This is a genomic window from Terrisporobacter vanillatitrophus, from assembly GCF_051148895.1.
In the GTDB taxonomy this organism is placed as follows: domain Bacteria; phylum Bacillota; class Clostridia; order Peptostreptococcales; family Peptostreptococcaceae; genus Terrisporobacter; species Terrisporobacter vanillatitrophus.
Genome location: NZ_CP154625.1, coordinates 3,039,619 through 3,061,216, shown reverse-complemented (window position 1 = coordinate 3,061,216; position 21,598 = coordinate 3,039,619). Strand labels below are relative to the sequence as shown.

Here is a 21,598-nt window from a genome sequence, read left to right as displayed (position 1 = left end):
ATATTTCTTTTAATCTGTGAGAAATATAAACGATGGCTTTATTATCAGCTTTTAGCTCATTTATAACTTTAAATAATGATTTAGTTTCTTTATCAGTTAAAGCATCTGTTGGTTCGTCCATTATTATTATTTTTGCATCTAGAGAAAGAGCTTTAGCAATTTCAATCATTTGCTTTTCACCTATACTTAAGTTTTTCACAAGTTCTCTAGAGTCTTTATTTATATTTAATCTTTTTAATAAAACTTCGCTGTTAGCATGCAGCTTATTAAAATCGATTCTAAATCCTTTTTTAGGTTCTCTACCTAAGAATATATTTTCACCTATGCTTAAGTCATTAACTAAGTTTAGCTCCTGGTGTATTATGGCGATACCTTTATCTGTGGCATCTTTTGGTCCTTTTATATTTATAGAAGATTTCACCACCATCTTTTTTATATACACCACTTAGTATCTTCATAAGTGTTGATTTCCCAGCACCATTTTCACCCATAAGAGCCATAACTCTACCTTCGTAAAGTTCAATATTAACTCCATCAAGGGCTTTAACACCAGGGAATTCTTTAACTATATTTGTCATTTTTAAAATTGGTGTTTTCATTAAAATACTACTCCTGATTTTAAAATTATATTAGCGTAAGGACTGCATTCTCCAGTTCTTACTACTGCTTTGCTATCTTTTGTTAAAACTTTAAATTCTTCATGACTTACTTCTTGTAAGACAGAAACTTTTTTCTTTATTGCTTCATAAACTTCTGGATTTTTTTCTTTTATCTCAGAGGCTATTATAGCTTCTTCAACACATAATTCCCCAAGTATTATATCTAAAGTTTGAATAAAAGTAGGTACGTTATGAGTTAAAGCTAAATCTATTCTTTTAGTTCCACATGGAATTGGTAAACCGCAGTCTCCAATAGTTAAAGAATCAGTATGTCCCATTTGACTTATTACATAAGATAATTTACTATTTATCATTTTTGTTTTTTTCATAATTACCTCCCAAAGTTTTCAACGTCTTTTAATGTTGGTAGAGAGCTTTGAGCTCCTTCTTTCATAACAGATAAAGCGCCTACTTTAGAAGCAAAATCCATAGCTTCTTCCATAGTTTTGTTGTTTGATAGAGCAACGGCTAAAGCTCCTGTGAAAGAATCGCCAGCAGCAGTAGTATCAACTGCCTCAACTTTATAAGCTGGTTTGAAGAATGACCTTTCTTCATTTATATATAAGCTACCTTTAGATCCAAGAGTAATGATTAATTCTTTGACACCTTTTTCTATTACTTTGCTAGCTGCTTTATTTATATCATCTTCATTTTCTATTTTTGTTTCAGAGATAATTTCCAATTCAGTTTCATTAGGAGTTAATAAATCAACATTTTTTATTATTTCATCATCTAATTTAACTGCTGGTGCAGGATTAAGTATAGTGTATTTATTTAAGTCTTTTGCAATTTGTAGCACATATTTTACAGTTTCTAAAGGAGTTTCTAATTGGATTACTACTATATCACTGCTTTTTATGCAATCTATACTTTTATCTATATCATCTTTAGTTAATTGAAAATTTGCTCCTGGGGCTACAACTATAGCGTTTTGAGCATTTTTATCTACAGTTATAAATGCTACACCAGTATAACAATTAGCTATATGAACATGATTTGTATTAACATTATCATTATTTAGGGCTTCTCTTAATGTTTTACCAAAACCATCATTTCCAATTTTACCGATCATAGAAACATTTCCTTCTAATCGAGCCATTGCAACGGCTTGGTTTGCTCCTTTACCTCCTGGAACTTCTTTGAAATTGCCTCCTAAAAGAGTTTGTCCAGGCTTTGGCATTGTATCAACATTAACAACTAAATCCATATTTAAGCTGCCTATAACACATATATTTTTCATGTTTTACCTCCAAAGTTATATTGTATACATCTTATGTATAAAAAAAATTTTACCTCATATAGAGTAACATAATGAAAAAAATAGTGCAACATAATTCGATAGAATTTGACAAATATTATGATATAGTATTTAACAATAAATTAAATAAAATTATATATAGAAAAGATTAACTAGTGATTATATGGGTGCAGATATAACTGAACTTATGATGTAACTTTGAACATTAAAGAGAGGCTCTTCTTGGAGAGATGATATAGGAAGATATGTTAATGCCTAATTAAGGAAATACAACTAGTATAAATCTACATATGACAACGCCATTTAAACTTTTAGAGTCTAATGCAACAAGTACAGTTGAAGAAAAGGATGGATAAGTTTAATAAGAAAAGCCAGTTTAAGTAGTGGCTTTTCTTATATTAAAGAATTTTTACTTATTCATCTATTTTAACTTTTACACATACAGTTCCAGAGAAAATATTATTTATACCAGCAAAATCAAAGTTAAGATAACAAGGTATACAATCTAAACTCCAAGTTATAGAATTTTCTTCTTTATTATATATACCACCTTGATATGGAGTTATATTTTTAATAATACTTCCATCAATATCTTTTACAAAATCTAAAGATAAATTAAAAATATTATTTTGTGGAGTTGTACTTTTTTCAATGGTAATTTTTTGATTATTAGCATAAACATAAGAGATATTTTTATAAAAAGAAGATAACGGTGATAGATCTTTTAAATTATTATTGCTAAGATCCAAGTAAGTTAAATTAGTTAAAGCACATATAGGATTTATATCTGAAATTCTATTATTTAGAAGGCTTAAAATCTTTAAATTTTCAGCATACTGTAAACCTTCTAAAGACTTAATATGGTTAGCAAATTCATCTAATACAGTTAAATTTTTTATATCATTAAAGGTAAGAATACATTTATCATTTTTACCTAGAACAACATTTATAAGTGATTTTAATCTATCATCTGGAATGAGTACTTCGTCTTTTAAACTTTTGGAAGATACATAATTAACAGATGAAGGAACATATTGCAAATCAGTAATATAAGTATTATCTAAGATTAATGTATATAAATTACTTGCAAACTCTAAACCTTTTAAAGACTTAATATTCTTATTACTTAAATCTAAATATCTAAGTTTTAGCATGTCTTTTAAAGTTATAATATTATTCTCTTTATTTAAAATATCAATTATTTCATTTTGTAAATTTTCATCATCTATAATAACAGTTTGATCGACGTCAATTAAATCTACTGTAACAATCCCAGAAAAATAGCCATCATCACTTTCAAAAGTAAAGCTAGGACTTTCGAAAGAAATTAATGATGTATCCCAAACTATCTCTTTATTCTCACTATTGTATTCACCTAAGTGAGTAGGGGAGATACTTTTAGGTGTTTGACCATTAAAGTCTTTTAAAAAGCTAATATCTAATGTATAAAAATCAGATGATTCTATAACATCCTTGATTTCTATATCTTGATTTATGGCACGTAATTCTTTAAGGTATTCTAAAGTAGACAATGGAGACAAGTCAGAAACTCTATTTTCATTAATTTTAATAAACCTAAGATTTTTCCCACTAGAAATAGTTGAAATATCCTTAATCTCATTACCGTTAAGTAGTAAAGACGTCAAATTAGTCATATTAGACAAATCTGGTACAACTGTAATCAAATTGTTATTTAAAAATAAAGTATTTAATTTTTTTAAGCTAATAAGTTGTTCCATACTAGTTAATAAATTATTTTCAATAAGAAGTTCTGTCATATTAGTTGCATATTGAAGACCCTCCATACTACAGATATATTTGCCTAGAGAGGATATATCTGAATATATATAACCTTTTATATTTTCCAAGTCTGATTTAGTTATTTCTGTGTCTTCTGATCTGGAAAAGTATTGATTGATGACAGTCTTTAAATTCATGTCCGGCACTAGGTTAGTCATTTTACGCACCTCCTTTTTTATTTATATGATTGAAGATGTTGATTTGTTAATATGGATTGATATAGTTAGTAATAATTTATATATAATCATAATATATTTAAATAATATTTATTAAAAATGAATAAATGGAGGTGATTAAATGTATGAAAGTGATGTATTAAAACAGCTAATAAGGTTTGTTAATAATGCTGAAAAATTGAAAATTGAGTATGGAGTTACAGGACAAGAAGTAAATAGAGACAATAATAATATAATTACCTTCTCTTCAAATACAACTATGGAAGTAAATTATAGTGAAAAAAAAGGCTCAAGAGTAACTGTTAGAAGTGATTTTTCTGGAACATATACAACTAAAGAAGTTTTTGAAAATTGTAAGGAAGAAATAATAAAGAAGGACAGTAATACTAAGTTAGAAACATCTTATATAGTGGAATATAGGGAAGAAGATTATGATAAGATTTTTAATCCAGGTGGCAAATTATATCCTATACAAGTTGAAGAATTAATTCCTGTAAATAGTCAAATGAATAATAAATGCTGTCAAGTATGCTCTCCTTCTAAAGTAATAACAGACTCCATACAAGGACATATAAAGTCAACCTATGCAATTTATCAAAAAAATGAAAACTATTATGATATCACTATGATTATGAGTCAACTAGATAAAGAAGCTGAGGTACCGCTTATGCAGTACTGTAATACAAAAATATATACTATATAATAATATTAATTTTAATACACCTAAAGATATGTATTTTAGGTGTATTTTATTTGGAATATATAAAGAAGTATATATTGTATATTTTATTAAAAAGAGAATGTTATATATTAAAATTAATTTAAAGTTCGATAAACCTTGAAAATTAACAAATTTTTTAACAAATACATTAATAATTACCTGTAAAATTAAATAAAAGTAAAATAAATAATGTTTTAAATAAAAATACTTAAAAAAATAAAGAAAAATAATGCTAGAATACGTGCAAACTTAAAAAAATAAACATAAATATAAAAAATAGTGTATAATGTAATAGTGATGACGAAAAAGAAATAAGGGAGAATAAACAATGAAGAAGAAACTTACATTAACAAGTAAAATTTTATTAGGATTATTTTTAGGTTTTATATTTGGATTAATATTAAAATCATTACCAGAAAGTTATATTAAGGATACTGTAATTATAGGTGGATTATTTAAGATATTAGGTACTGGATTTACATCAGCAATTAAAATGATGGTTGTTCCACTAGTATTTGTTTCATTAGTATGTGGGGCATCATCTATGGGAGATGTTAAACAATTAGGAAGAATAGGAACTAAAACTATGACGTTTTATTTATCAACTACTGCCGTAGCAATAATAATAGCTTTATTTTTAGGAAGTATATTAAAGCCAGGAGTAGGTTTAGATATGAGTTCTGTAGTAACAGGTGAAGTAGCTATAGGAGAGTCGAAATCAATTGTAGATATTATACTTGGCATAATACCATCAAATCCGATTGCATCTTTCGCAAATGGAGATATGTTACAAATAATATTCTTTGCATTGCTTACAGGAGTAGCAATGAGCATAGTGGGTGAAAAAGCAGAGCCAGTAAGAAAAATATTTGAAAGTGCCAATGATATATGCATGAAAATGGTTGGAATAATAATGATGGCAGCTCCGATAGGTGTATTTGCATTAGTTGCAGAAACTTTCTCCACTGTGGGAAAAGATGCTATATTAGTTTTGGTTAAATATTTAGTGGTTGTACTTTTAGGTTTAGCTATTCATGTTATTGTAGTTTATGGTGGATTATTTAAAATATTTACAAGACAAAAAATTAAGCCATTTTTAAAGAAGTTTACGAAAGTTGCGGCTATTACGTTCTCAACTTCATCAAGTAATGCTTCTGTTCCAGCTAGTATGGAAATATTAGAAGATTTAGGTGTAGGTAAGACTACAAGATCTTTCACAGTACCAATGGGAGCAACTATAAATATGGATGGAACAGCTATAATGCAAGGTGTAGCAGCTTTATTTATAGCTCAAATATATGGTATAAATTTAGAAATGAATCAAATGATAACAATAGTTTTAACAGCTACATTAGCATCAATAGGTACTGCTGGAGTTCCAGGTGTGGGAATGATAATGTTATCGATGGTTCTTACTTCTGTGAATTTACCTCTAGAAGGAATTGGGTTAATTATGGGAGTAGAAAGAATAGTAGATATGTTTAGAACTACTGTAAATGTTATGGGTGATAATGTGTGTACATTAATTGTTGCTAATAGTGAAAAAGACTTTGATGTGGACAAATATTGTAGTGTGGCAAAAGAAGAAGTAGCGGCGTAAAATTCAGATTAAACAATTTTCTTTATTGTTATAAATTAATAGAGTTAAATAATAAAAAGAACATCTCTAAAATTAAATTTTTTAGATGTTCTTTCTATTGTTTAAATTTTGTATAAATACCATTTACAAGTTCTCTTTTCAAATTTTAGCTCAAAGGGCTTTATAATATTATCAATACAAGATTGACATTTATAAACTATAATTGAATCTCCAGCAAATTTACAATCTACAAATTCTATGACTTTATCGACTTTTATAATTTTAGTAGCGTCCTTATCTTCAAATTTAAATTTAATAGGCTGTATTTTCCCATTTTTATCAAATACAGTTACTATGTCTATTTCTTTTGATACTAGTTTCATTTAATCATCACCTTTTAATAAATTATATTAAACTACTCATCATGGGATAATCGTCTTCATTTATACCACCACATAGTGGTGGTATAGGAGTGTCTAGAAATTGGGCTGTTGATATTGAATAGTTACCGTATTTATTTCTAATGTTATCAATAGTTTTATCTAAGTTTTTCTTTTTTTCATTACAGCCATTTTCAAGTAAAGATAGTTGAACTTCGTTATTATTAGACAGTCCAGCAACATGAACACCTACTTGGCGAATAGGTTCTTCTTCCCAAAGTTCATCAAAGAGTTTTATTGCTTCTTTTTTTATATCTTGGGTGCTATCAGTAGAGTAATTTAGTTTTTTTTGTTTTCTCCTATAAAAAAATGAATCGGTTTTATAATTTATGGAGACTACATTAAAACAACTATTATTTTTTCTAAGTCTCATACCAATTGTCTCACAAAGAGAAGAAATAACCATATGAGCTTCATCTTTGGTGGTCATGTCAAAATGGGTGGTTATACTATTGCCCATACCTTTCATACCTATATAATTGCTTTTTCTAACTTCTGAATTTTCAATACCATTGGCATACCTGTGAATTTGCTCCCCATAGGATTTGAGTTTATATTTTAAAATATCAACATCAAAATTTGCTAAATCACCTATAGTTTTTATACCATAGTTATTAAGTTTTTTTAGAGTTTTTATGCCTACACCAAATAGTTCCCTCACATCTAAAGGCCACATTTTTTCTTCTATTTCATCAGGGAAAAGAGTATGTACTTTATTTGGTTTATCAAAGTCAGATGCTATTTTTGATAATAATTTGTTACTTGATATACCTATGTTGACTGTAAAACCGAGTTCTTCTTCAATTCTATCTTTTATTTCATAAGCTAGGTTTAGGGGATTTTCATATAAATTTTCCATGTTTGTAAAATCTAAAAAACATTCATCGCAGCTAAACCTTTGTATATTAGGTGTGTACTCATTAAGAAGTTCCACCATGAAATCAGAACATCTTTTAAATAAATCATAGTGGGGAGGAACTACAATTAGATTTTTATATTTTATTCTAGCAGAAAATAAAGTTTCACCTGTTTGAATTTTATAATTTTTAGCAGGTTCACTTTTAGCTAATACAATACCATGACGTGTTTCCTCGTTACCGCCAATAACACTGGGGATTTTTCGAAGATCTATATTATAACCTTTTTCTAGCAAATAAGTAGCTGTCCAAGATAGATATGCGTTGTTTACATCAATATGAAAAATAAGCCTTTTATTCAATAAATACACCCTCCTTCTTAGAACAAATGTTTAATATGGTTTAATTATATTCGAACTTTAGTTCTGTGTAAATATGAAATTTATAACAAAAATATAATTAGAACTTTTGAATAAATAAATGTATTTAAGTAAGAATGTATTAAGTCTATTTGGTTAACATAAGTACAGTTGAAAAAATAAAAAGAATTTTAGGTAAGGAGGGAAATTACTATAAAAAAACTAGATAAGAATCAAAAAATATTATTAGTGGGAGGAATAATATTTTTGGTAATAATTGTCGCTTTAGGATTTACTGTAGGAAAAAAAATAGTTTCCCTTGCCAAAAAACCAAAGGAATTTAGAATATGGATAAATAGTACTGGATTATGTGGAAAATTTATTATGATAGGAATTGCGGCTTTTCAAATTATTGTAGCAATTATACCAGGAGAGCCTTTTGAAATTGCAGCAGGATATGCATTTGGCTGGATTTTGGGAGCAGTTCTTTGTTTAGTAGGAACTGTGATAGGACAAATAGTAGTATTTTTATTTGCTCAAAGGTTTGGAATTGACTTTGTTGAAATTTTTGTATCAAAAGAAAAATTAAAAAAATTGAATTTTTTAAAAAGTAATAAGAAATTATATATGACTATATTTTTTATATTTTTAATTCCAGGAACACCTAAGGATGTTCTTTCATATGTGGCAGGAATTACACCTATTAAACTAGTACCATTTTTAATAATTTCAAGTATAGCTAGAGTTCCATCTGTTGTTTCCTCTACTATTGGAGGAAGTTATCTTGGAAAGAAGAATTACACTATGGCCATTATTATATTTATAATAACTTTGATTATAAGTGGTATATTGTTTTTTATTTATAAAAGATATGAAAAAAAGAAAAGTAAATGATTTAATTATATTACAAAAGCTCTCCTTATTAGGAGGGCTTTTATAATATAATTAATATAAACTGATAATAAGGAGGAAATTATATGGAGTTTAGAAAATCGAGAAAAGCAGATATAAAAGAAATTGTAAATATTATTGAAGAAGCCCAAAATTACTTTAAAGAGAATAATATTGATCAATGGCAAGATGGATATCCAAATAAAGAGAGTATAATTAATGATATTGAAAGTGGCGATTCCTATGTCTTATTAAAAGGCGGTAAAATAATTGCTACAGCCTATTTATCTTTTGATAGAGAAAAAGATTATGATACTATATATGAGGGCAAATGGATTAGTAATGAAGATTATGCTGTTGTACATAGGGTGGCAGTTTCTAATAATCTGAAAGGTAATGGAGTAGCTGGTGAGCTATTTAAATATATAGAGAAAATTTGTTTAGAAAATAATATAAGTTATATTAGAATTGATACTCATAGACATAACAAATCAATGCAAAAATTCTTAAGTAAAAATAAATTTGAGAATTGTGGTGTAATTTATTTAAAAGATAAATCTGAGAGAATAGCTTTTGAAAAGATATTAAGACAAAAAACTATCTAAAGTATGGATGTAATGGCAGATAAAAGTTGATTTAAAATAAAAATAAAATAAAACAAAAAAATATAAATAAATACTAGCATATATTATGTAAAGTGTATATAATTTATAGTGTAATAGCTAAATATTGGCAAATCTAGAGAAATCTAGAGACGCAAAGCTATAGGGGCTAAGGTTAATCACACTATGCCAGCCAGTTGCCGAAGAATAAAAAGTTCTTTGTTATCATAAACTTAAGCTATTTTTATAGAAGTTTATGATATTAGAATAGAATGGCAACTACCCTAAAATGGTAGTTTTTTATTTTAGGCTTGGTAGTAAAACCCCGTATTTAAACAACCCCATGTTTAAATACACCAAACCCTATATTTAAGTATTGTATAATCCCCATTATACAAATATTTAAATATAACATACCCCATAATTAAAGAAAGACGGCAATTTCACCCCTGAAATTCCGTCTTTTTTTATATTTAAATTTGAATAAAGAGAAGTTTATATTTTTTCAGGTTCATCGTATTTTATATCTTTAGTATCAACTTTTATAGATTCTATAATTACATTTTTTTCAGGCTTGTCATTAGTTCCTGTTTTTGTATTTTCGATTTCATGTACTATATCTATACCCTTTACAACTTTACCAAAAGTAGCATATTGCCCATCTAAATGATTAGAATCTTTAGTCATAATAAAAAATTGACTACCTCCACTATTTTTGTTTTGGCTTCTTGCCATAGATAAAACACCTTCTGTATGCTTTAAATTATTTTTGAATTTGTTTTTAGTAAATTCACCCTTAATGCTATATCCTGGACCACCTGAACCATTACCATTTGGATCTCCACCTTGTATCATAAAGTTTTTTATTACTCTGTGGAAAGTAAGGCCATCATAAAAATTACTATTAGCTAAGTATATAAAGTTATTTACTGTATTTGGAGCTATATGAGGATAAAGTTCAGCTTCAATAGTGCCATAATTTTTAATGACTATAGTTGCTATAGGAAGTTCTTTGGGAGGAGTTCTGACTTCATCATTCATTTCTCCTTGAGAACATCCTACAAGAGCCATTGCTCCAGCTAACAAACTTACTAGAATTCCTTTTTTTCTTTTGTCAGTCATATATACCACCTTTTATTTTTAATTATAATTATTTATTATATCATAAATAAAAATCAATAGTTTCAAATGAATTAAAAATGTAAGTTTTATACATAATTATAAATTCAATACATAGGATTGAATAATAGAAAATAATGAGGGAAGATTAATATTAAATAAACATTAAAAATTTATGACTCATTAGCTGTTTATAAATAAAAATAATATGAAAAAATATTCATTTTAAATTGAAAATGATTTCACAAGAAAAGGTTGAAATATACTTATTGACCTATAATTTCTTATCTGATATCATTTATAAGATTGAGAAAAATAATGCAGACATTACTAAAGTAATGCTTGCTTTTTTATTGTAAAGAGAAATTATAGATTATTTAATTTATAAATAATTATTAGTTTCAAATATATTATGATGTAGCAATAGATGTATAGCATCTTTTGTAACAGTATAGAAAAATAAATAAAGATAGGAGAAATAAATATATGACTAATGATATGACTAATGGGAGTCCTTTGAAAATTTTCATATTTTTTTCCATACCTTTATTAATTGGAAATGTGTTTCAACAATTGTATAGCATGGTTGATACAATTATAGTTGGGAGATTTGTAGGGGTAGATGCACTGGCAGCAGTTGGTTCTACTGGATCTATGTTCTTTTTGGTAAATGGTATGATACTAGGTCTAACTAGTGGATTTGGAGTATTAGTTTCTCAAAAATTCGGAGCGAAAGATGAATTAGGTGTAAAAAAAGCTGTAGCAAGTAATATTATATTAACATTAATTTCAACTCTTTTAATGACGGTAGTAGCTTTAGCAGTAAAAAATCCTCTTCTTAGAATGATGAATACGCCAGAAAATATTTTTGATAATGCAAACGCATATATAACAATAATTTTTGCAGGATTAATAACTCAGGCTCTTTATAATATGGCGGCAGGAATACTTAGAGCTCTAGGCGATAGTAAAACACCACTGTATTTTTTAATAATTTCATCTATTCTTAATGTTATTTTAGACTTGGTATTTATAATTAATTTTAAAATGGGTGTATCAGGAGCAGCTTATGCTACTAATATTGCTCAAGGATTTTCAGCAGTTCTATGTTTGATTTATAGTTATAAAAGGTTTCAAGTGTTAAGGCTTAAAAAAGAAGATTTTAAAGTTGAGTCACACTATTATACAAAGCATTTGAAGATTGGTGTACCTATGGGGTTACAATTTTCAGTAACAGCTGTTGGAATTATAATAGTGCAAAGTGCTATAAACGTATTTGGATCAATTGTAATAGCATCTTATACAGCATCATCAAAAGTGCTTCAACTTGTTATGCAACCATCAATTTCATTTGGGGTGACAATAGCAACTTATGCAGGGCAAAACTTAGGTGCTGGTAGGTTCGATAGAATTAAAAATGGTATGAAGATAATGAATAAAGTATCAATAGTTACCAGTTTAATAGCAGGAGCTATTCTTATACTCCTTGGAAAATATTTTGTGACTTTATTTATGGAAAATCCAACTCCTGAAATATTTAGATACGCGCAACAAGTATTTAATTACTCTGCAGTATTCTTTATACCACTAGGATTTATATTTGTATATAGAAATGTACTTCAAGGTATGGGAGAGTCTTTTGTACCCATGATGGCAGGAGTTTATGAACTAGTGGCAAGAAGTATAGTGGCATTTACATTACCAAAGTTTATAGGATTTACAGGTATTTGTTTATCGGATCCTGTAGCTTGGATAGCAGCTGCTGTACCACTTATGATAGCTTATTATAGAAAAATGAAAAAAATAGAAAATAAAAATAAAGAGGGTATTGCTTAATAAGCAATACCTTTTTCCTTTGAAAATATGTTTTTATTTTTATGATTTAATTATTTGGCAGAAATGGATTTTATAGAACTATAAGAGCTATAAACTTTCTTGTTATTGACTACTTTATATGCTCTTACTTTATAGTAATAAGTTTTCTTTTTAGTTAGATTTTTATTGGTATAGCTTAAGTTGCTTGTAGTCGTTTTTGAATATTTTCCTTTTTTACTAGTGGATCTATAAACTTCATAGCCTTTAGCCCCAGAAATTTTATTCCAAGAAACTTTTATGCTTTTACTTTTTGGAGTTGATAATTTTACTGAAGGTGTAGATAAATTTGTTTCTCCATTTATTATGTTTGAATAGTAGCCATAGTATTTTTCTTTCTTTGAAGTTTTAAATGATCTTATTTTATAATAATAGCTCTTATTACTAGATAAACTAGAGTCAGTATAGCTTAAAATAGAATTTTTAGTAATATCTTTTACTTTAATGTAAGTGCCATTTTTACTAGTAGATCTATAAATTCTATATCCGTCAGCATTTGAAACTTTTGACCAGCTTAGTTTTATACTTGAAGAAGTAACACTTGAAATTTTAGCATTTGTTACAGTCTTAGGAACAATTTTAAAAGTGATTTTTTTTTTCCTGTGTAGTTTCCATTACCTTTTATAGTGGCAGTTGCAGTTCCTACAGATGTATTATTTTCCAATGATAGAGTATAATCTTTGTTTTTTACTAAGGTTTTATTATTGTACTTTATGCTTATACTTGGGGTAATTTTATTACCCGTATATTTTTGATTTGAAATAGAATTTATAGTAACATTTGAAATATTTATAGGGTTAATTTTATAGTAATAGTTTAAGTCCACATTACCATTTATACCATCAACTTTTCCGCTTTTGCTATATTGCCACATGGTATATTTACCCCAGTAAGTACATTTATCATTATACTGAGCTATCCAAAAATCGTAGGAATTTCTTAGATTATCACTAATATAGAATTTTGATACGGTTTTGTTTGTGTATATGCCGCATTTGTATCCATTTAATTTTAATTTAGATAAAAATGTTTCACAAATATTAGATACTGAACTAAGACTAAGATTAACTTCATTATCTTGTGCCGATTTTATAGTGTATTCTTCGTAGTCAAAGAAAACAGGAAAAGATAATTCATTATTGTAAGGTGAAATTACTTCCATGCATTTTTCAGCTTCATCTTTTGCACTATTAACAGTATAAGCATTGGAAAACCAATAAACGCCAACTTCCATTCCAGCATTTAAAGCACCTTCTATGTTTGCTTTAAACTTAATATCTTCTTTGGTTCCACTTCCAGCACGAATAATAGCAAATTTGACACCAGAATTTTTTGCTTTTTCCCAGTCAATATCTCCTTGATGATAGCTTACATCTACTCCTTTTACAGCAGTACTATTACTAGGTTGATAAGGATTGTCTTCATCTGATAATTTGACGTAATTATAATCAGCAGAAACATATCCATAACCCTTAGAGTAAGATATTTTATACCAGGGATCTGTTACCACATTAGTATAAGAATTACTATCTTTGTCATAGACTTGAGTAATTTTTGTAACACTGTCTATTATGTTTACTAGTTTTCCGTGATCGATAGTTCCTATTATGGGTTCAGATGTAGAAGGTTTAGACCTAACATTTAGTTTGTCAGGTGCAGATGTAACATGAACATATCCCTTAGCGAGTACAGAGTTTTCTGCAGCAAAAGTATAACTTAAATTTTGAAAGCTACAAAGGCTAATTATACTAGCTATAAAAATGGCTAAAAATTTTTTTGTTGAATTCCTCATAAATATATCCCCTTGTTATAAAATTACATAATTTTACAAATATGTATAAATATATTATAGACGAATAAATAGTTAAGAGAAATAATTGTATGAAAGAAAAAATGTTTTAATAAAAAACTTGACTATGAATATAAATATGATATTATAGGATTTAAAAAATATTTGATAGTTGGGAGAGTATTATGTACATTAGTGAATTAATAGACAGATCAATGAAAAATAAAAATCCAGATTTAGTATTAAAAAATGCAAATATAGTTAATGTATTTACACATGAAATTGTAACTGGGGATGTGGCAGTACATGATGGGATAATAGTAGGAATTGGAGAATATACAGGAAATACTAATATAGACTTAAAGGGGAAATATATAGCACCGGGGCTTATAGATTCCCATGTTCATATTGAGTCATCTATGTTATCACCAGGAGCGTTTTCAAAAGCTATAGTACCAAGGGGAACCACAACTATAATCACAGATCCACACGAGATAGCTAATGTTTGTGGTCTTGATGGAATAGAATATATATTAAATTCAAGTGAAGAATTACCTTTAAACACATATGTGATGCTACCTTCATGTGTACCAGCAACTAATTTTGAAAATTCAGGAGCAGTTCTTAAGGCTAATGATTTGGAAAAATATATAAATCATCCAAGGGTTTTAGGTTTAGGTGAAATGATGAATTATCCTGGTGTTATATATAAAGATAAAGATGTAATGGATAAGTTAAATTTAGCTTGCAAAAACAAAAAAAATGTAGATGGCCATGCTCCTCGTATAAATGGAGAAGGTTTAAATGCATATGTTTTAAGTGGAGTAAACACAGATCATGAATGTACAACAAAAGAGGAAATGTTGGAAAAATTAAGACTAGGTATGTATGTTATGATAAGGGAAGGATCAGCAACTAAAGATCTTAAAAACCTTATAAATGGTGTTAACCAATATAACTATCAAAGAATTTTATTATGCACGGATGATAAACACCCAGAAGATTTATTAAAAGAAGGTCATATAGACTACAATGTTAAATTATCAATAAAAAATGGAATAGATCCAATAACAGCAATACAAATGGCAACTATAAATCCAGCTAATTGTTATAATTTAAAGGATGTGGGAGCCATAGCTCCAGGATATAAGGCAGATATAATCGTATTTGATAACTTAGAAAACTTTAATATAGAAGAAGTTTATAAAGATGGAAAGTTGGTAGGAAAAGAAAAAATGCCTTTATTCACAACTAAAGAAAAAGATCTTTCTAAAGTATTAAAAACTGTTCATCTTTCAAAAATTGATAAAGAAGATATACAAATATATTTTAAAAAAGAAAATGGAGAAGAAGTAGTAAATATTATTTCATTAAAGCCTCATAGCTTAATAACTGAAAAATCAAAAGCTAAAGTTAATATTGTTCATAATAAGTTTGAATATGACAATGAAAAAGATATATTAAAGTTAGCAGTAATAGAAAGACACAAAAATACAGGGAATATAGGTATAGGTTTATTAGAAAACTTCAAATTAAAAAATGGAGCTATAGCAACGACTATATCTCATGATTCTCATAATATTATAGTTGTTGGCGATAATGATGAAGATATAGTAAATGCTGTGAACAAAGTTATAAGTATGGATGGAGGAATAGCAATTTCATCTTCCAATGAAATTTTAGAAAGCTTATCTTTAAACATTGGTGGTTTAATGAGTGATAAAGATATAGAGTATGTTAACTCAAGATTTAGTAAATTGATAGATGTAGCGTATAATTCATTAAAAGTTAGTAAAGATATAGATCCATTTTTGACTTTAGCATTTTTAGCACTTCCAGTAATACCGAATATAAAACTCACAGATAAAGGATTATTTGACGTGGAGAATTTTGATTTTATGGATATAGTATCGAAATAAAAAGAAATAAATAAAAAACATTTGACAATTTTGAATAATTATATTACTATAAATTACAAATAAAAATAATTAATTTAAACAAACAAAAATTAAGAAGAGGAGAAATGGTGTTATGAAAAATTCAACAATTACAATAAAATTAAATATACAACTTCATCATCACCATCATAGAACCAAGGGATTGTAAATTATGAAACTTAATTCATAGATACAAGCCCTTTTAGTGTTGTAAAAAGGCTTGTATCTATGGTGGAATATATATTACAAATATTAACCACATAGGTATTAGCCTATGTGGTTTTTTTATTGCAATAATTAATAAAGAAAAATTAAATTATTAGGAGGAGAAAGAAATGAAAAAAGTATTAAAGAAATTAACAATGGGATTAGCAGTTTTAGCAATTATGATAGGGGTAGTAGGATGTAATAAAAAAGATGTAGCTTCAAATGATAATGAGATAGTAATAGGGTATGATAATACGTACTTTCCAATGGGATATTTAGATGATAATGGAAATACAGTAGGCTTTGATGTGGATTTAGCTACAGAAACTTTTAAAAGATTAAATATGAAGGTGAAATTCCAAAGTATAGATTGGTCAATGAAAGAAACTGAATTAAACTCAGGAAATATAGATGCCATATGGAATGGATATTCATTAACTGAAGAAAGAAAAGCAAAAGTTGCTTATACAGATGCATATATGAAAAATAGTCAGCTTATAGTAACTTTAAAAGATTCATCAATTAAAAATAAAGAAGATTTAAAAGGTAAAATAGTAGGTACTCAACAAGGATCTGCGGGACAAGAAGCTTTAGAAAAAGATACAGAAATACTAAATAGCTTAGATGGTTCACCAATTTTGTATGATACTTTCGATAAGGTTTTTAGAGATTTAGAAGCAGGAAGAATAGATGCCATAGTTGGAGATGAAACTTTAGTTAAATATTATATAAGTAAAAAAGGTGAAGAAAAATATAAAATTTTAGATGACAATTTTGGAACAGAAGACTATGTTGTTGCATTTAGAAAAGATGATACTGAGCTTCGAGATAAGATAAATAAGACAATAAATGAAATAAAAGAAGATAAAACTTTTGATGAAATTTATAACAAATGGTTTGGAAAAACTGAGTAAAATATAAAAATTAATAGATATGGAGTAAGAAATACAAGGAGGAAATTTTATCATGTTAGAAGGATTAAAAATTACATTATCAGTGTTTTTTATAACTTTGATAATATCAGTACCACTTGGAATTACGATAGCTTTTTTAAGATTATCTAAAAATAAAATAATAAGTCAGATATCAAATTTATATATATTAATTATGAGAGGAACACCATTATTATTACAACTTGTATTTGTATTTTTCGGTCTTCCTTTAATGGGAATAATATTTGATAGATTTGATGCAGTAATCGTAGCATTTTCACTAAACTATGCGGCTTACTTTGCTGAAATATTTAGAGGAGGAATTCAATCTATAGATAAAGGTCAATATGAAGGAGCTTTTGTACTAGGATTTAGTAAATTTGAAATGTACAGAAAAATAATTTTCCCACAAGTTATAAAAAGAGTATTACCTGCCATGTCAAATGAAGTAATAACTTTAATTAAAGACACTGCTATAGTTTATGCTATAGGATTAAACGATATATTGAGAATTGCTCAAATAGCACAAAATCAACAGGCAAGTATAGCTCCTTTAATAGAAGCCGGGGCAGTGTATTTAGTTTTAATTGGAATTTTAACAATTATGTTCAAAAAAATTGAAAATAAGTATGCGTATTATAGATAAAAAGATGGGAGAAAAATTATGTTACAAGTAAAAAATTTAACTAAATCCTTTGGAGATAATAAAGTACTAGATAATATAAGTTTTGAAGTAAATAGTGGAGAAGTATGCGTACTTTTAGGAAAATCAGGCGTAGGAAAAACTACAATTCTTAGATGTATAAATGGTCTTGAAGATTTTGATGATGGAGAAATAATAGTAGATAATTGTGTAATGAAAGATAAAAATCACATATTAAAAAATAGAAATAAAACAGGAATGGTATTTCAAAATTTTAATTTATTTCCACATATGTCGGTTTTAGAAAATATAATATCAGCTCCAGTAAATGTATTGAAAAAGTCGAAAGAAAATGCAATAAAAGAAGCAAAAGAAATTTTAAAAATGGTAGATTTAGAAGACAAAATAAATGCTTATCCTTATGAATTATCTGGAGGACAATGTCAAAGAGTTGCAATAGCACGAGCTTGTGCATTAACACCAAAAGTACTTTGTTTTGATGAGCCAACATCAGCCTTAGATGTGGATTCAATAGAGAAAATTTCAAAAATAATAAGAAATTTAAAATTAAAAGGTATGGCAATTTTAATAATAACTCATGATATAGGATTTGCTAATAATATTAAAGACAAAATAATAAAAATAGGAAATTGATGTTGAAAAATAAAAATATAAAAATTTAATTATATAATTTACTTTAAAAAAGAATGGTGATATGATAATTATCAAATTAAAAAATAAATATCTCTTATCTAGAGTGGTGGAGGGACTGGCCCTATGAAACCCGGCAACCAGTATATTTTTATATACATGGTGCTAAATCCTGCAGTATATTTACTGAAAGATAAGTATAAATTCGTTATTAAAACTTGAGTTTATGCTCAAGTTTTTTTGTTTTATGTGAATGAAATTTCAAGTAATGGAGGAGCTACAGAGATTTTTATTTTACTACAAATTTAAGGGGGAACATTATTATGAAATTAAAAAAATTATTAAACTTAGCACTAAGTGCAGTACTATGCGCATCGTTAGTTGGATGCTCAAATTCATCACCTGAATCTAAAGATGATAATACAATTAAAGTAGGGGCTACATTAGTTCCTGGAGGAGAATTATTAGAAGAGTTAAAACCACTTATAGAAGAAAAAGGATATAAGTTAGAAGTTGTAACCTTTAATGATTATGTACTACCCAATGAATCATTAAATAATGGAGAAATTGATGCAAATTTATTTCAACATAAGCCTTATTTAGATGAGGCAGTAAAAAGTAAGGGATATAAAATAATGGCAGGATCTAAACTATATGTTTGTCCAGGAGTATTATATTCTAAGAAAATAAATTCTATTGATGAATTTAAAAGTGGAGACAAAATTGCCATAAGTGATAATGCTGCTTCAGCATCAAAATCTTTAAGATATTTAGAGGGTGAAGGATTAATAACTCTAAGAGAAGGTGATATAGTTGGAGTGAATGATATTACTAAAAATCCGAAAAATTTAGAATTTGTTCAATTAGATGTTGCCCAAATCCCTCCATCATTAGAAGATGTTACAGCTGGATTTGTTGATACAACTTACGCTATACCTGCAGGACTTAGTGCAAAGGAAGATGGAATTTATACAGCACCGATAAATGATGAATATGCTAATTTACTTGCATATAGAATAGAAGACAAGAATAGCGAAAAAATAAAAGTGCTAGAGGAAGTTCTTACATCTGATAAATGCAGAGAACTTATAGAATCTAAATATAATGGAATTGTAATACCTGTATTTTAAAGTAAACATATTTGTATAAATGAAATATATAAAATAATGCATTTCCATGAAATTTTCGCCATAGGTAATGCTAAAATTATCATGATTGAATAGAAATTTTAACGTGATATAATATAAATGTATTAAAAAATCAAATAACTTGGAGGACAATATGGCAGGAAATATATTTGGAAAAATGGCAGCAGATACATTAGGTTTATCTGATATAGGCAAAATAATAGATCCAAAGGACTTTAATAAAGTTGATGGAGATGATTATATAATGAACGAAGATGGAGAGAAAATCTACTTTGTTATAAAATCAAAATCAGATGAGTATATATTTACAAATAGAGGATTAATACATGTGGATGGTGCATCTGCTGTAAGTAAAAAAAGAGTAGTAAAAAGACATGAGTTTCGTAGTGAAAATGTTCATTCAGTAATGCTAGAAACGGCAGGAACAGTAGATTTAGACGTTGAAATAAAATTTAGCTTTGCAGATAATTATTTCAGTATAGATGTTGATAAAAAACAAATAGAACAATTAAAAGATTTATATAAAGCTTTATTTGAAATTGGAAAAATCCAACATAAAAATAGACAGTCTTATGAATATGGAATGAAAAGCTTAGACATGGCCAATGATGCTGTAAGTAGATCTCGTATTGAGGGTAATACTGCCAATATGATAGAGGAAATTACTAAGTTTAATTTTAGTTGGATGAGTGATATAAGAGAGAATTATAATAATAAAGATTTCGGATATGTATTTGAAAAATATATAAATAATTAATTAAGTAGAATTAATCTAAAAGTACTATAGAGATTTATTTAAAATATTATAAAAACAAAAATGATATAGGGGAGTTACTCCTCTATATCATTAATATATTCTATGAATAATGTACTAAAGTAGAATCAAACTGTGTTCCTGAGCATCTTTGAAGTTCTTTTATAGCTTCATTTTTACTTTTTGTATTTTTGTAAGGTCTATTATTAGTCATGACATCAAAAGAGTCTGCAATGTTAATATCATGTAGTCTAGCTACTAAAACTTATAAAAGTAGATACTTTGAAAATTATCTTTCTTCTAGTATGAATTTATTTATAACATGAGCAACTCCATCTTCATCGTTAGAAAGAGTGATATAGTCTGCTAAGTCTTTTATTTCTTCTGTGGCATTTCCCATGGCAACTCCAAGTCCTGCATAGTCTATCATATGTCTATCATTTTCTGCGTCTCCAACACAGATTATTTCATCTTTTTTTATGCCAAGTTTTTGAGCAAGGAGTGAAATTCCATTGCCTTTATTGGCATTTGGATTTAAGAACTCTAAAAATGAAGGAGTACTTCTTACTATAGTATATTTTTCGTAGTATTCCTTAGGTATTTTTTTTATACAGTTATCTAATATTTCTGGATGGTCTATCATCATGAATTTAGACATGGCAATATCTTTTGGAACTTCATCTAGTGTGGTAACGTTTAAATGAACACCAGTCAAATGAGATTCTAATATTGTGTAATCACTTATATCTTTATTAAAAGTATAAAGTGTTTTAGTATCATAAAAATGACTTCTAGATCCAACTTCAAGGCTTAGATTATATAAATCTACTAAGTCTTCATATTTTAGTGTTAAGTGAGATACAGGATTTTTAGTAAAGGTATCTTGAACTAAAGCGCCATTGAAAGTAGCAGCATAATCTCCCTCTTCTTTAAGACTTAACTCATCTATGAATTTTTCAACACCTTTTAATGGTCTGCCAGTGCATAAAACCACTTTAACACCTTTTTCTTTTGCTTTTTTTATAGATTTTTTTACACCTTTTGTAAGTTGGTGTGAACTATTGATTAAAGTTCCATCAATATCTAATGCGATTAATTTGTAATTCATAAATCCTCCTGTTGCATGTTAAAAATGTAAATTATCTTTAAATAACTATATTAATAAATTAATAAATTAATAGTTTTGGATAATATTAATATTGAA

The 21,598-nt window shown here is 27.5% G+C and carries 19 protein-coding genes, 1 pseudogene and 2 riboswitches; of the genes and pseudogenes, 11 read left to right on the top strand and 9 right to left on the bottom strand.

From position 1 onward, the window contains the following. Nucleotides 1–166: 166 nt before the first annotated feature. From TVTCOM_RS15120 to TVTCOM_RS15105, 4 genes and pseudogenes are all read right to left on the bottom strand, one after another. Nucleotides 167–491 (bottom strand): annotated as a pseudogene (locus TVTCOM_RS15120) (ATP-binding cassette domain-containing protein); the annotation flags it as partial. 107 nt (nucleotides 492–598) lie between these two features. Next, entirely contained in the window at nucleotides 599–988 is a 390-nt protein-coding gene (gene rbsD, locus TVTCOM_RS15115) for a D-ribose pyranase (protein ID WP_434797099.1), read from the bottom strand. A gap of 2 nt (nucleotides 989–990) precedes the next feature. Beyond that, nucleotides 991–1,899: a ribokinase gene (rbsK, locus tag TVTCOM_RS15110; RefSeq protein ID WP_434797098.1), complete on the bottom strand. Its 909-nt coding sequence runs from the start codon at nucleotides 1,897–1,899 to the stop codon at nucleotides 991–993. Nucleotides 1,900–2,330: 431 nt separating this feature from the next. Then, nucleotides 2,331–3,875: a leucine-rich repeat domain-containing protein gene (locus TVTCOM_RS15105; RefSeq protein WP_434797097.1), complete on the bottom strand. Its 1,545-nt coding sequence runs from the start codon at nucleotides 3,873–3,875 to the stop codon at nucleotides 2,331–2,333. 139 nt (nucleotides 3,876–4,014) lie between these two features. Here TVTCOM_RS15105 and TVTCOM_RS15100 point away from each other — a divergent pair, with 139 nt between their 5' ends. Further along, the gene (locus TVTCOM_RS15100; RefSeq protein ID WP_434797096.1) at nucleotides 4,015–4,596 is read left to right on the top strand and encodes a hypothetical protein; all 582 of its coding nucleotides are present in this window, start codon (nucleotides 4,015–4,017) and stop codon (nucleotides 4,594–4,596) included. A gap of 346 nt (nucleotides 4,597–4,942) precedes the next feature. After that, nucleotides 4,943–6,214, top strand: a complete 1,272-nt coding sequence (locus TVTCOM_RS15095) for a dicarboxylate/amino acid:cation symporter (protein ID WP_434797095.1) — start codon at nucleotides 4,943–4,945, stop codon at nucleotides 6,212–6,214. Between the two features lie 101 nt (nucleotides 6,215–6,315). On the opposite strand, the gene TVTCOM_RS15090 is transcribed toward TVTCOM_RS15095, so the two are convergent. Together TVTCOM_RS15090 and TVTCOM_RS15085 are read right to left on the bottom strand one after the other, a co-directional pair. Next, the gene (locus tag TVTCOM_RS15090) at nucleotides 6,316–6,576 is read right to left on the bottom strand and encodes a hypothetical protein (protein ID WP_434797094.1); all 261 of its coding nucleotides are present in this window, start codon (nucleotides 6,574–6,576) and stop codon (nucleotides 6,316–6,318) included. Nucleotides 6,577–6,598: 22 nt separating this feature from the next. After that, nucleotides 6,599–7,861 (bottom strand): Y-family DNA polymerase, encoded by a 1,263-nt coding sequence (locus tag TVTCOM_RS15085; RefSeq protein WP_434797093.1) that lies wholly within the window; start codon nucleotides 7,859–7,861, stop codon nucleotides 6,599–6,601. A 255-nt stretch (nucleotides 7,862–8,116) separates the two neighbouring features. Between TVTCOM_RS15085 and TVTCOM_RS15080 the strand changes: the two genes are divergently transcribed. Beyond that, on the top strand, nucleotides 8,117–8,743 hold the full coding sequence (locus TVTCOM_RS15080) for a TVP38/TMEM64 family protein (protein ID WP_434797092.1): 627 nt from the start codon (nucleotides 8,117–8,119) through the stop codon (nucleotides 8,741–8,743). Between the two features lie 83 nt (nucleotides 8,744–8,826). After that, nucleotides 8,827–9,345 carry a GNAT family N-acetyltransferase gene (locus TVTCOM_RS15075; RefSeq protein WP_434797091.1) on the top strand — a complete coding sequence of 173 codons (519 nt, stop codon included), beginning with the start codon at nucleotides 8,827–8,829 and terminating at the stop codon, nucleotides 9,343–9,345. 116 nt (nucleotides 9,346–9,461) lie between these two features. Next, a riboswitch (cyclic di-GMP riboswitch) is annotated at nucleotides 9,462–9,547 on the top strand. Nucleotides 9,548–9,837: 290 nt separating this feature from the next. Here TVTCOM_RS15075 and TVTCOM_RS15070 read toward each other — a convergent pair. Next, nucleotides 9,838–10,464 (bottom strand): peptidylprolyl isomerase, encoded by a 627-nt coding sequence (locus TVTCOM_RS15070; protein ID WP_434797090.1) that lies wholly within the window; start codon nucleotides 10,462–10,464, stop codon nucleotides 9,838–9,840. A gap of 483 nt (nucleotides 10,465–10,947) precedes the next feature. Here TVTCOM_RS15070 and TVTCOM_RS15065 point away from each other — a divergent pair, with 483 nt between their 5' ends. Continuing rightward, nucleotides 10,948–12,297 (top strand): MATE family efflux transporter, encoded by a 1,350-nt coding sequence (locus TVTCOM_RS15065; RefSeq protein ID WP_434797089.1) that lies wholly within the window; start codon nucleotides 10,948–10,950, stop codon nucleotides 12,295–12,297. Nucleotides 12,298–12,892: 595 nt separating this feature from the next. Here TVTCOM_RS15065 and TVTCOM_RS15060 read toward each other — a convergent pair. Continuing rightward, nucleotides 12,893–14,125 (bottom strand): GH25 family lysozyme, encoded by a 1,233-nt coding sequence (locus TVTCOM_RS15060; RefSeq protein WP_434797088.1) that lies wholly within the window; start codon nucleotides 14,123–14,125, stop codon nucleotides 12,893–12,895. Between the two features lie 182 nt (nucleotides 14,126–14,307). Here TVTCOM_RS15060 and ade point away from each other — a divergent pair, with 182 nt between their 5' ends. The 6 genes from ade to TVTCOM_RS15030 all read left to right on the top strand — a co-directional run bounded on the left by ade (nucleotide 14,308) and on the right by TVTCOM_RS15030 (nucleotide 20,397). After that, entirely contained in the window at nucleotides 14,308–16,041 is a 1,734-nt protein-coding gene (gene ade, locus TVTCOM_RS15055; protein WP_434797087.1) for an adenine deaminase, read from the top strand. A gap of 353 nt (nucleotides 16,042–16,394) precedes the next feature. Further along, complete coding sequence (locus TVTCOM_RS15050) at nucleotides 16,395–17,180, top strand: amino acid ABC transporter substrate-binding protein (RefSeq protein WP_434797086.1); 786 nt, start codon at nucleotides 16,395–16,397, stop codon at nucleotides 17,178–17,180. Between the two features lie 52 nt (nucleotides 17,181–17,232). Next, the gene (locus TVTCOM_RS15045; protein ID WP_434797085.1) at nucleotides 17,233–17,844 is read left to right on the top strand and encodes an amino acid ABC transporter permease; all 612 of its coding nucleotides are present in this window, start codon (nucleotides 17,233–17,235) and stop codon (nucleotides 17,842–17,844) included. 18 nt (nucleotides 17,845–17,862) lie between these two features. Continuing rightward, nucleotides 17,863–18,495: an amino acid ABC transporter ATP-binding protein gene (locus TVTCOM_RS15040; protein ID WP_434797084.1), complete on the top strand. Its 633-nt coding sequence runs from the start codon at nucleotides 17,863–17,865 to the stop codon at nucleotides 18,493–18,495. A gap of 91 nt (nucleotides 18,496–18,586) precedes the next feature. After that, nucleotides 18,587–18,692: riboswitch (SAM riboswitch) on the top strand. Between the two features lie 123 nt (nucleotides 18,693–18,815). Further along, the gene (locus TVTCOM_RS15035) at nucleotides 18,816–19,622 is read left to right on the top strand and encodes a MetQ/NlpA family ABC transporter substrate-binding protein (protein ID WP_434797083.1); all 807 of its coding nucleotides are present in this window, start codon (nucleotides 18,816–18,818) and stop codon (nucleotides 19,620–19,622) included. 151 nt (nucleotides 19,623–19,773) lie between these two features. Next, nucleotides 19,774–20,397 carry a PH domain-containing protein gene (locus TVTCOM_RS15030; RefSeq protein ID WP_434797082.1) on the top strand — a complete coding sequence of 208 codons (624 nt, stop codon included), beginning with the start codon at nucleotides 19,774–19,776 and terminating at the stop codon, nucleotides 20,395–20,397. Between the two features lie 286 nt (nucleotides 20,398–20,683). Here the strand turns inward: TVTCOM_RS15030 and yidA are convergent, their stop codons facing one another. Next, nucleotides 20,684–21,502 (bottom strand): sugar-phosphatase, encoded by an 819-nt coding sequence (yidA, locus tag TVTCOM_RS15025; RefSeq protein ID WP_434797081.1) that lies wholly within the window; start codon nucleotides 21,500–21,502, stop codon nucleotides 20,684–20,686. Nucleotides 21,503–21,598: the final 96 nt, after the last annotated feature.

Bases quoted from the DNA above. Each gene is read 5' to 3' on its own strand.
- TVTCOM_RS15095 (WP_434797095.1), top strand. From the start codon at position 4,943: ATGAAGAAGAAACTTACATTAACAAGTAAAATTTTATTAGGATTATTT.
- TVTCOM_RS15060 (WP_434797088.1), bottom strand. From the start codon at position 14,125: ATGAGGAATTCAACAAAAAAATTTTTAGCCATTTTTATAGCTAGTATA.
- TVTCOM_RS15075 (WP_434797091.1), top strand. From the start codon at position 8,827: ATGGAGTTTAGAAAATCGAGAAAAGCAGATATAAAAGAAATTGTAAAT.
- TVTCOM_RS15040 (WP_434797084.1), top strand. From the start codon at position 17,863: ATGTTACAAGTAAAAAATTTAACTAAATCCTTTGGAGATAATAAAGTA.
- yidA (WP_434797081.1), bottom strand. From the start codon at position 21,502: ATGAATTACAAATTAATCGCATTAGATATTGATGGAACTTTAATCAAT.
- TVTCOM_RS15105 (WP_434797097.1), bottom strand. From the start codon at position 3,875: ATGACTAACCTAGTGCCGGACATGAATTTAAAGACTGTCATCAATCAA.
- TVTCOM_RS15090 (WP_434797094.1), bottom strand. From the start codon at position 6,576: ATGAAACTAGTATCAAAAGAAATAGACATAGTAACTGTATTTGATAAA.
- TVTCOM_RS15065 (WP_434797089.1), top strand. From the start codon at position 10,948: ATGACTAATGATATGACTAATGGGAGTCCTTTGAAAATTTTCATATTT.
- TVTCOM_RS15100 (WP_434797096.1), top strand. From the start codon at position 4,015: ATGTATGAAAGTGATGTATTAAAACAGCTAATAAGGTTTGTTAATAAT.
- rbsK (WP_434797098.1), bottom strand. From the start codon at position 1,899: ATGAAAAATATATGTGTTATAGGCAGCTTAAATATGGATTTAGTTGTT.
- TVTCOM_RS15035 (WP_434797083.1), top strand. From the start codon at position 18,816: ATGAAATTAAAAAAATTATTAAACTTAGCACTAAGTGCAGTACTATGC.
- rbsD (WP_434797099.1), bottom strand. From the start codon at position 988: ATGAAAAAAACAAAAATGATAAATAGTAAATTATCTTATGTAATAAGT.
- TVTCOM_RS15030 (WP_434797082.1), top strand. From the start codon at position 19,774: ATGGCAGGAAATATATTTGGAAAAATGGCAGCAGATACATTAGGTTTA.
- TVTCOM_RS15070 (WP_434797090.1), bottom strand. From the start codon at position 10,464: ATGACTGACAAAAGAAAAAAAGGAATTCTAGTAAGTTTGTTAGCTGGA.
- TVTCOM_RS15045 (WP_434797085.1), top strand. From the start codon at position 17,233: ATGTTAGAAGGATTAAAAATTACATTATCAGTGTTTTTTATAACTTTG.
- TVTCOM_RS15050 (WP_434797086.1), top strand. From the start codon at position 16,395: ATGAAAAAAGTATTAAAGAAATTAACAATGGGATTAGCAGTTTTAGCA.
- ade (WP_434797087.1), top strand. From the start codon at position 14,308: ATGTACATTAGTGAATTAATAGACAGATCAATGAAAAATAAAAATCCA.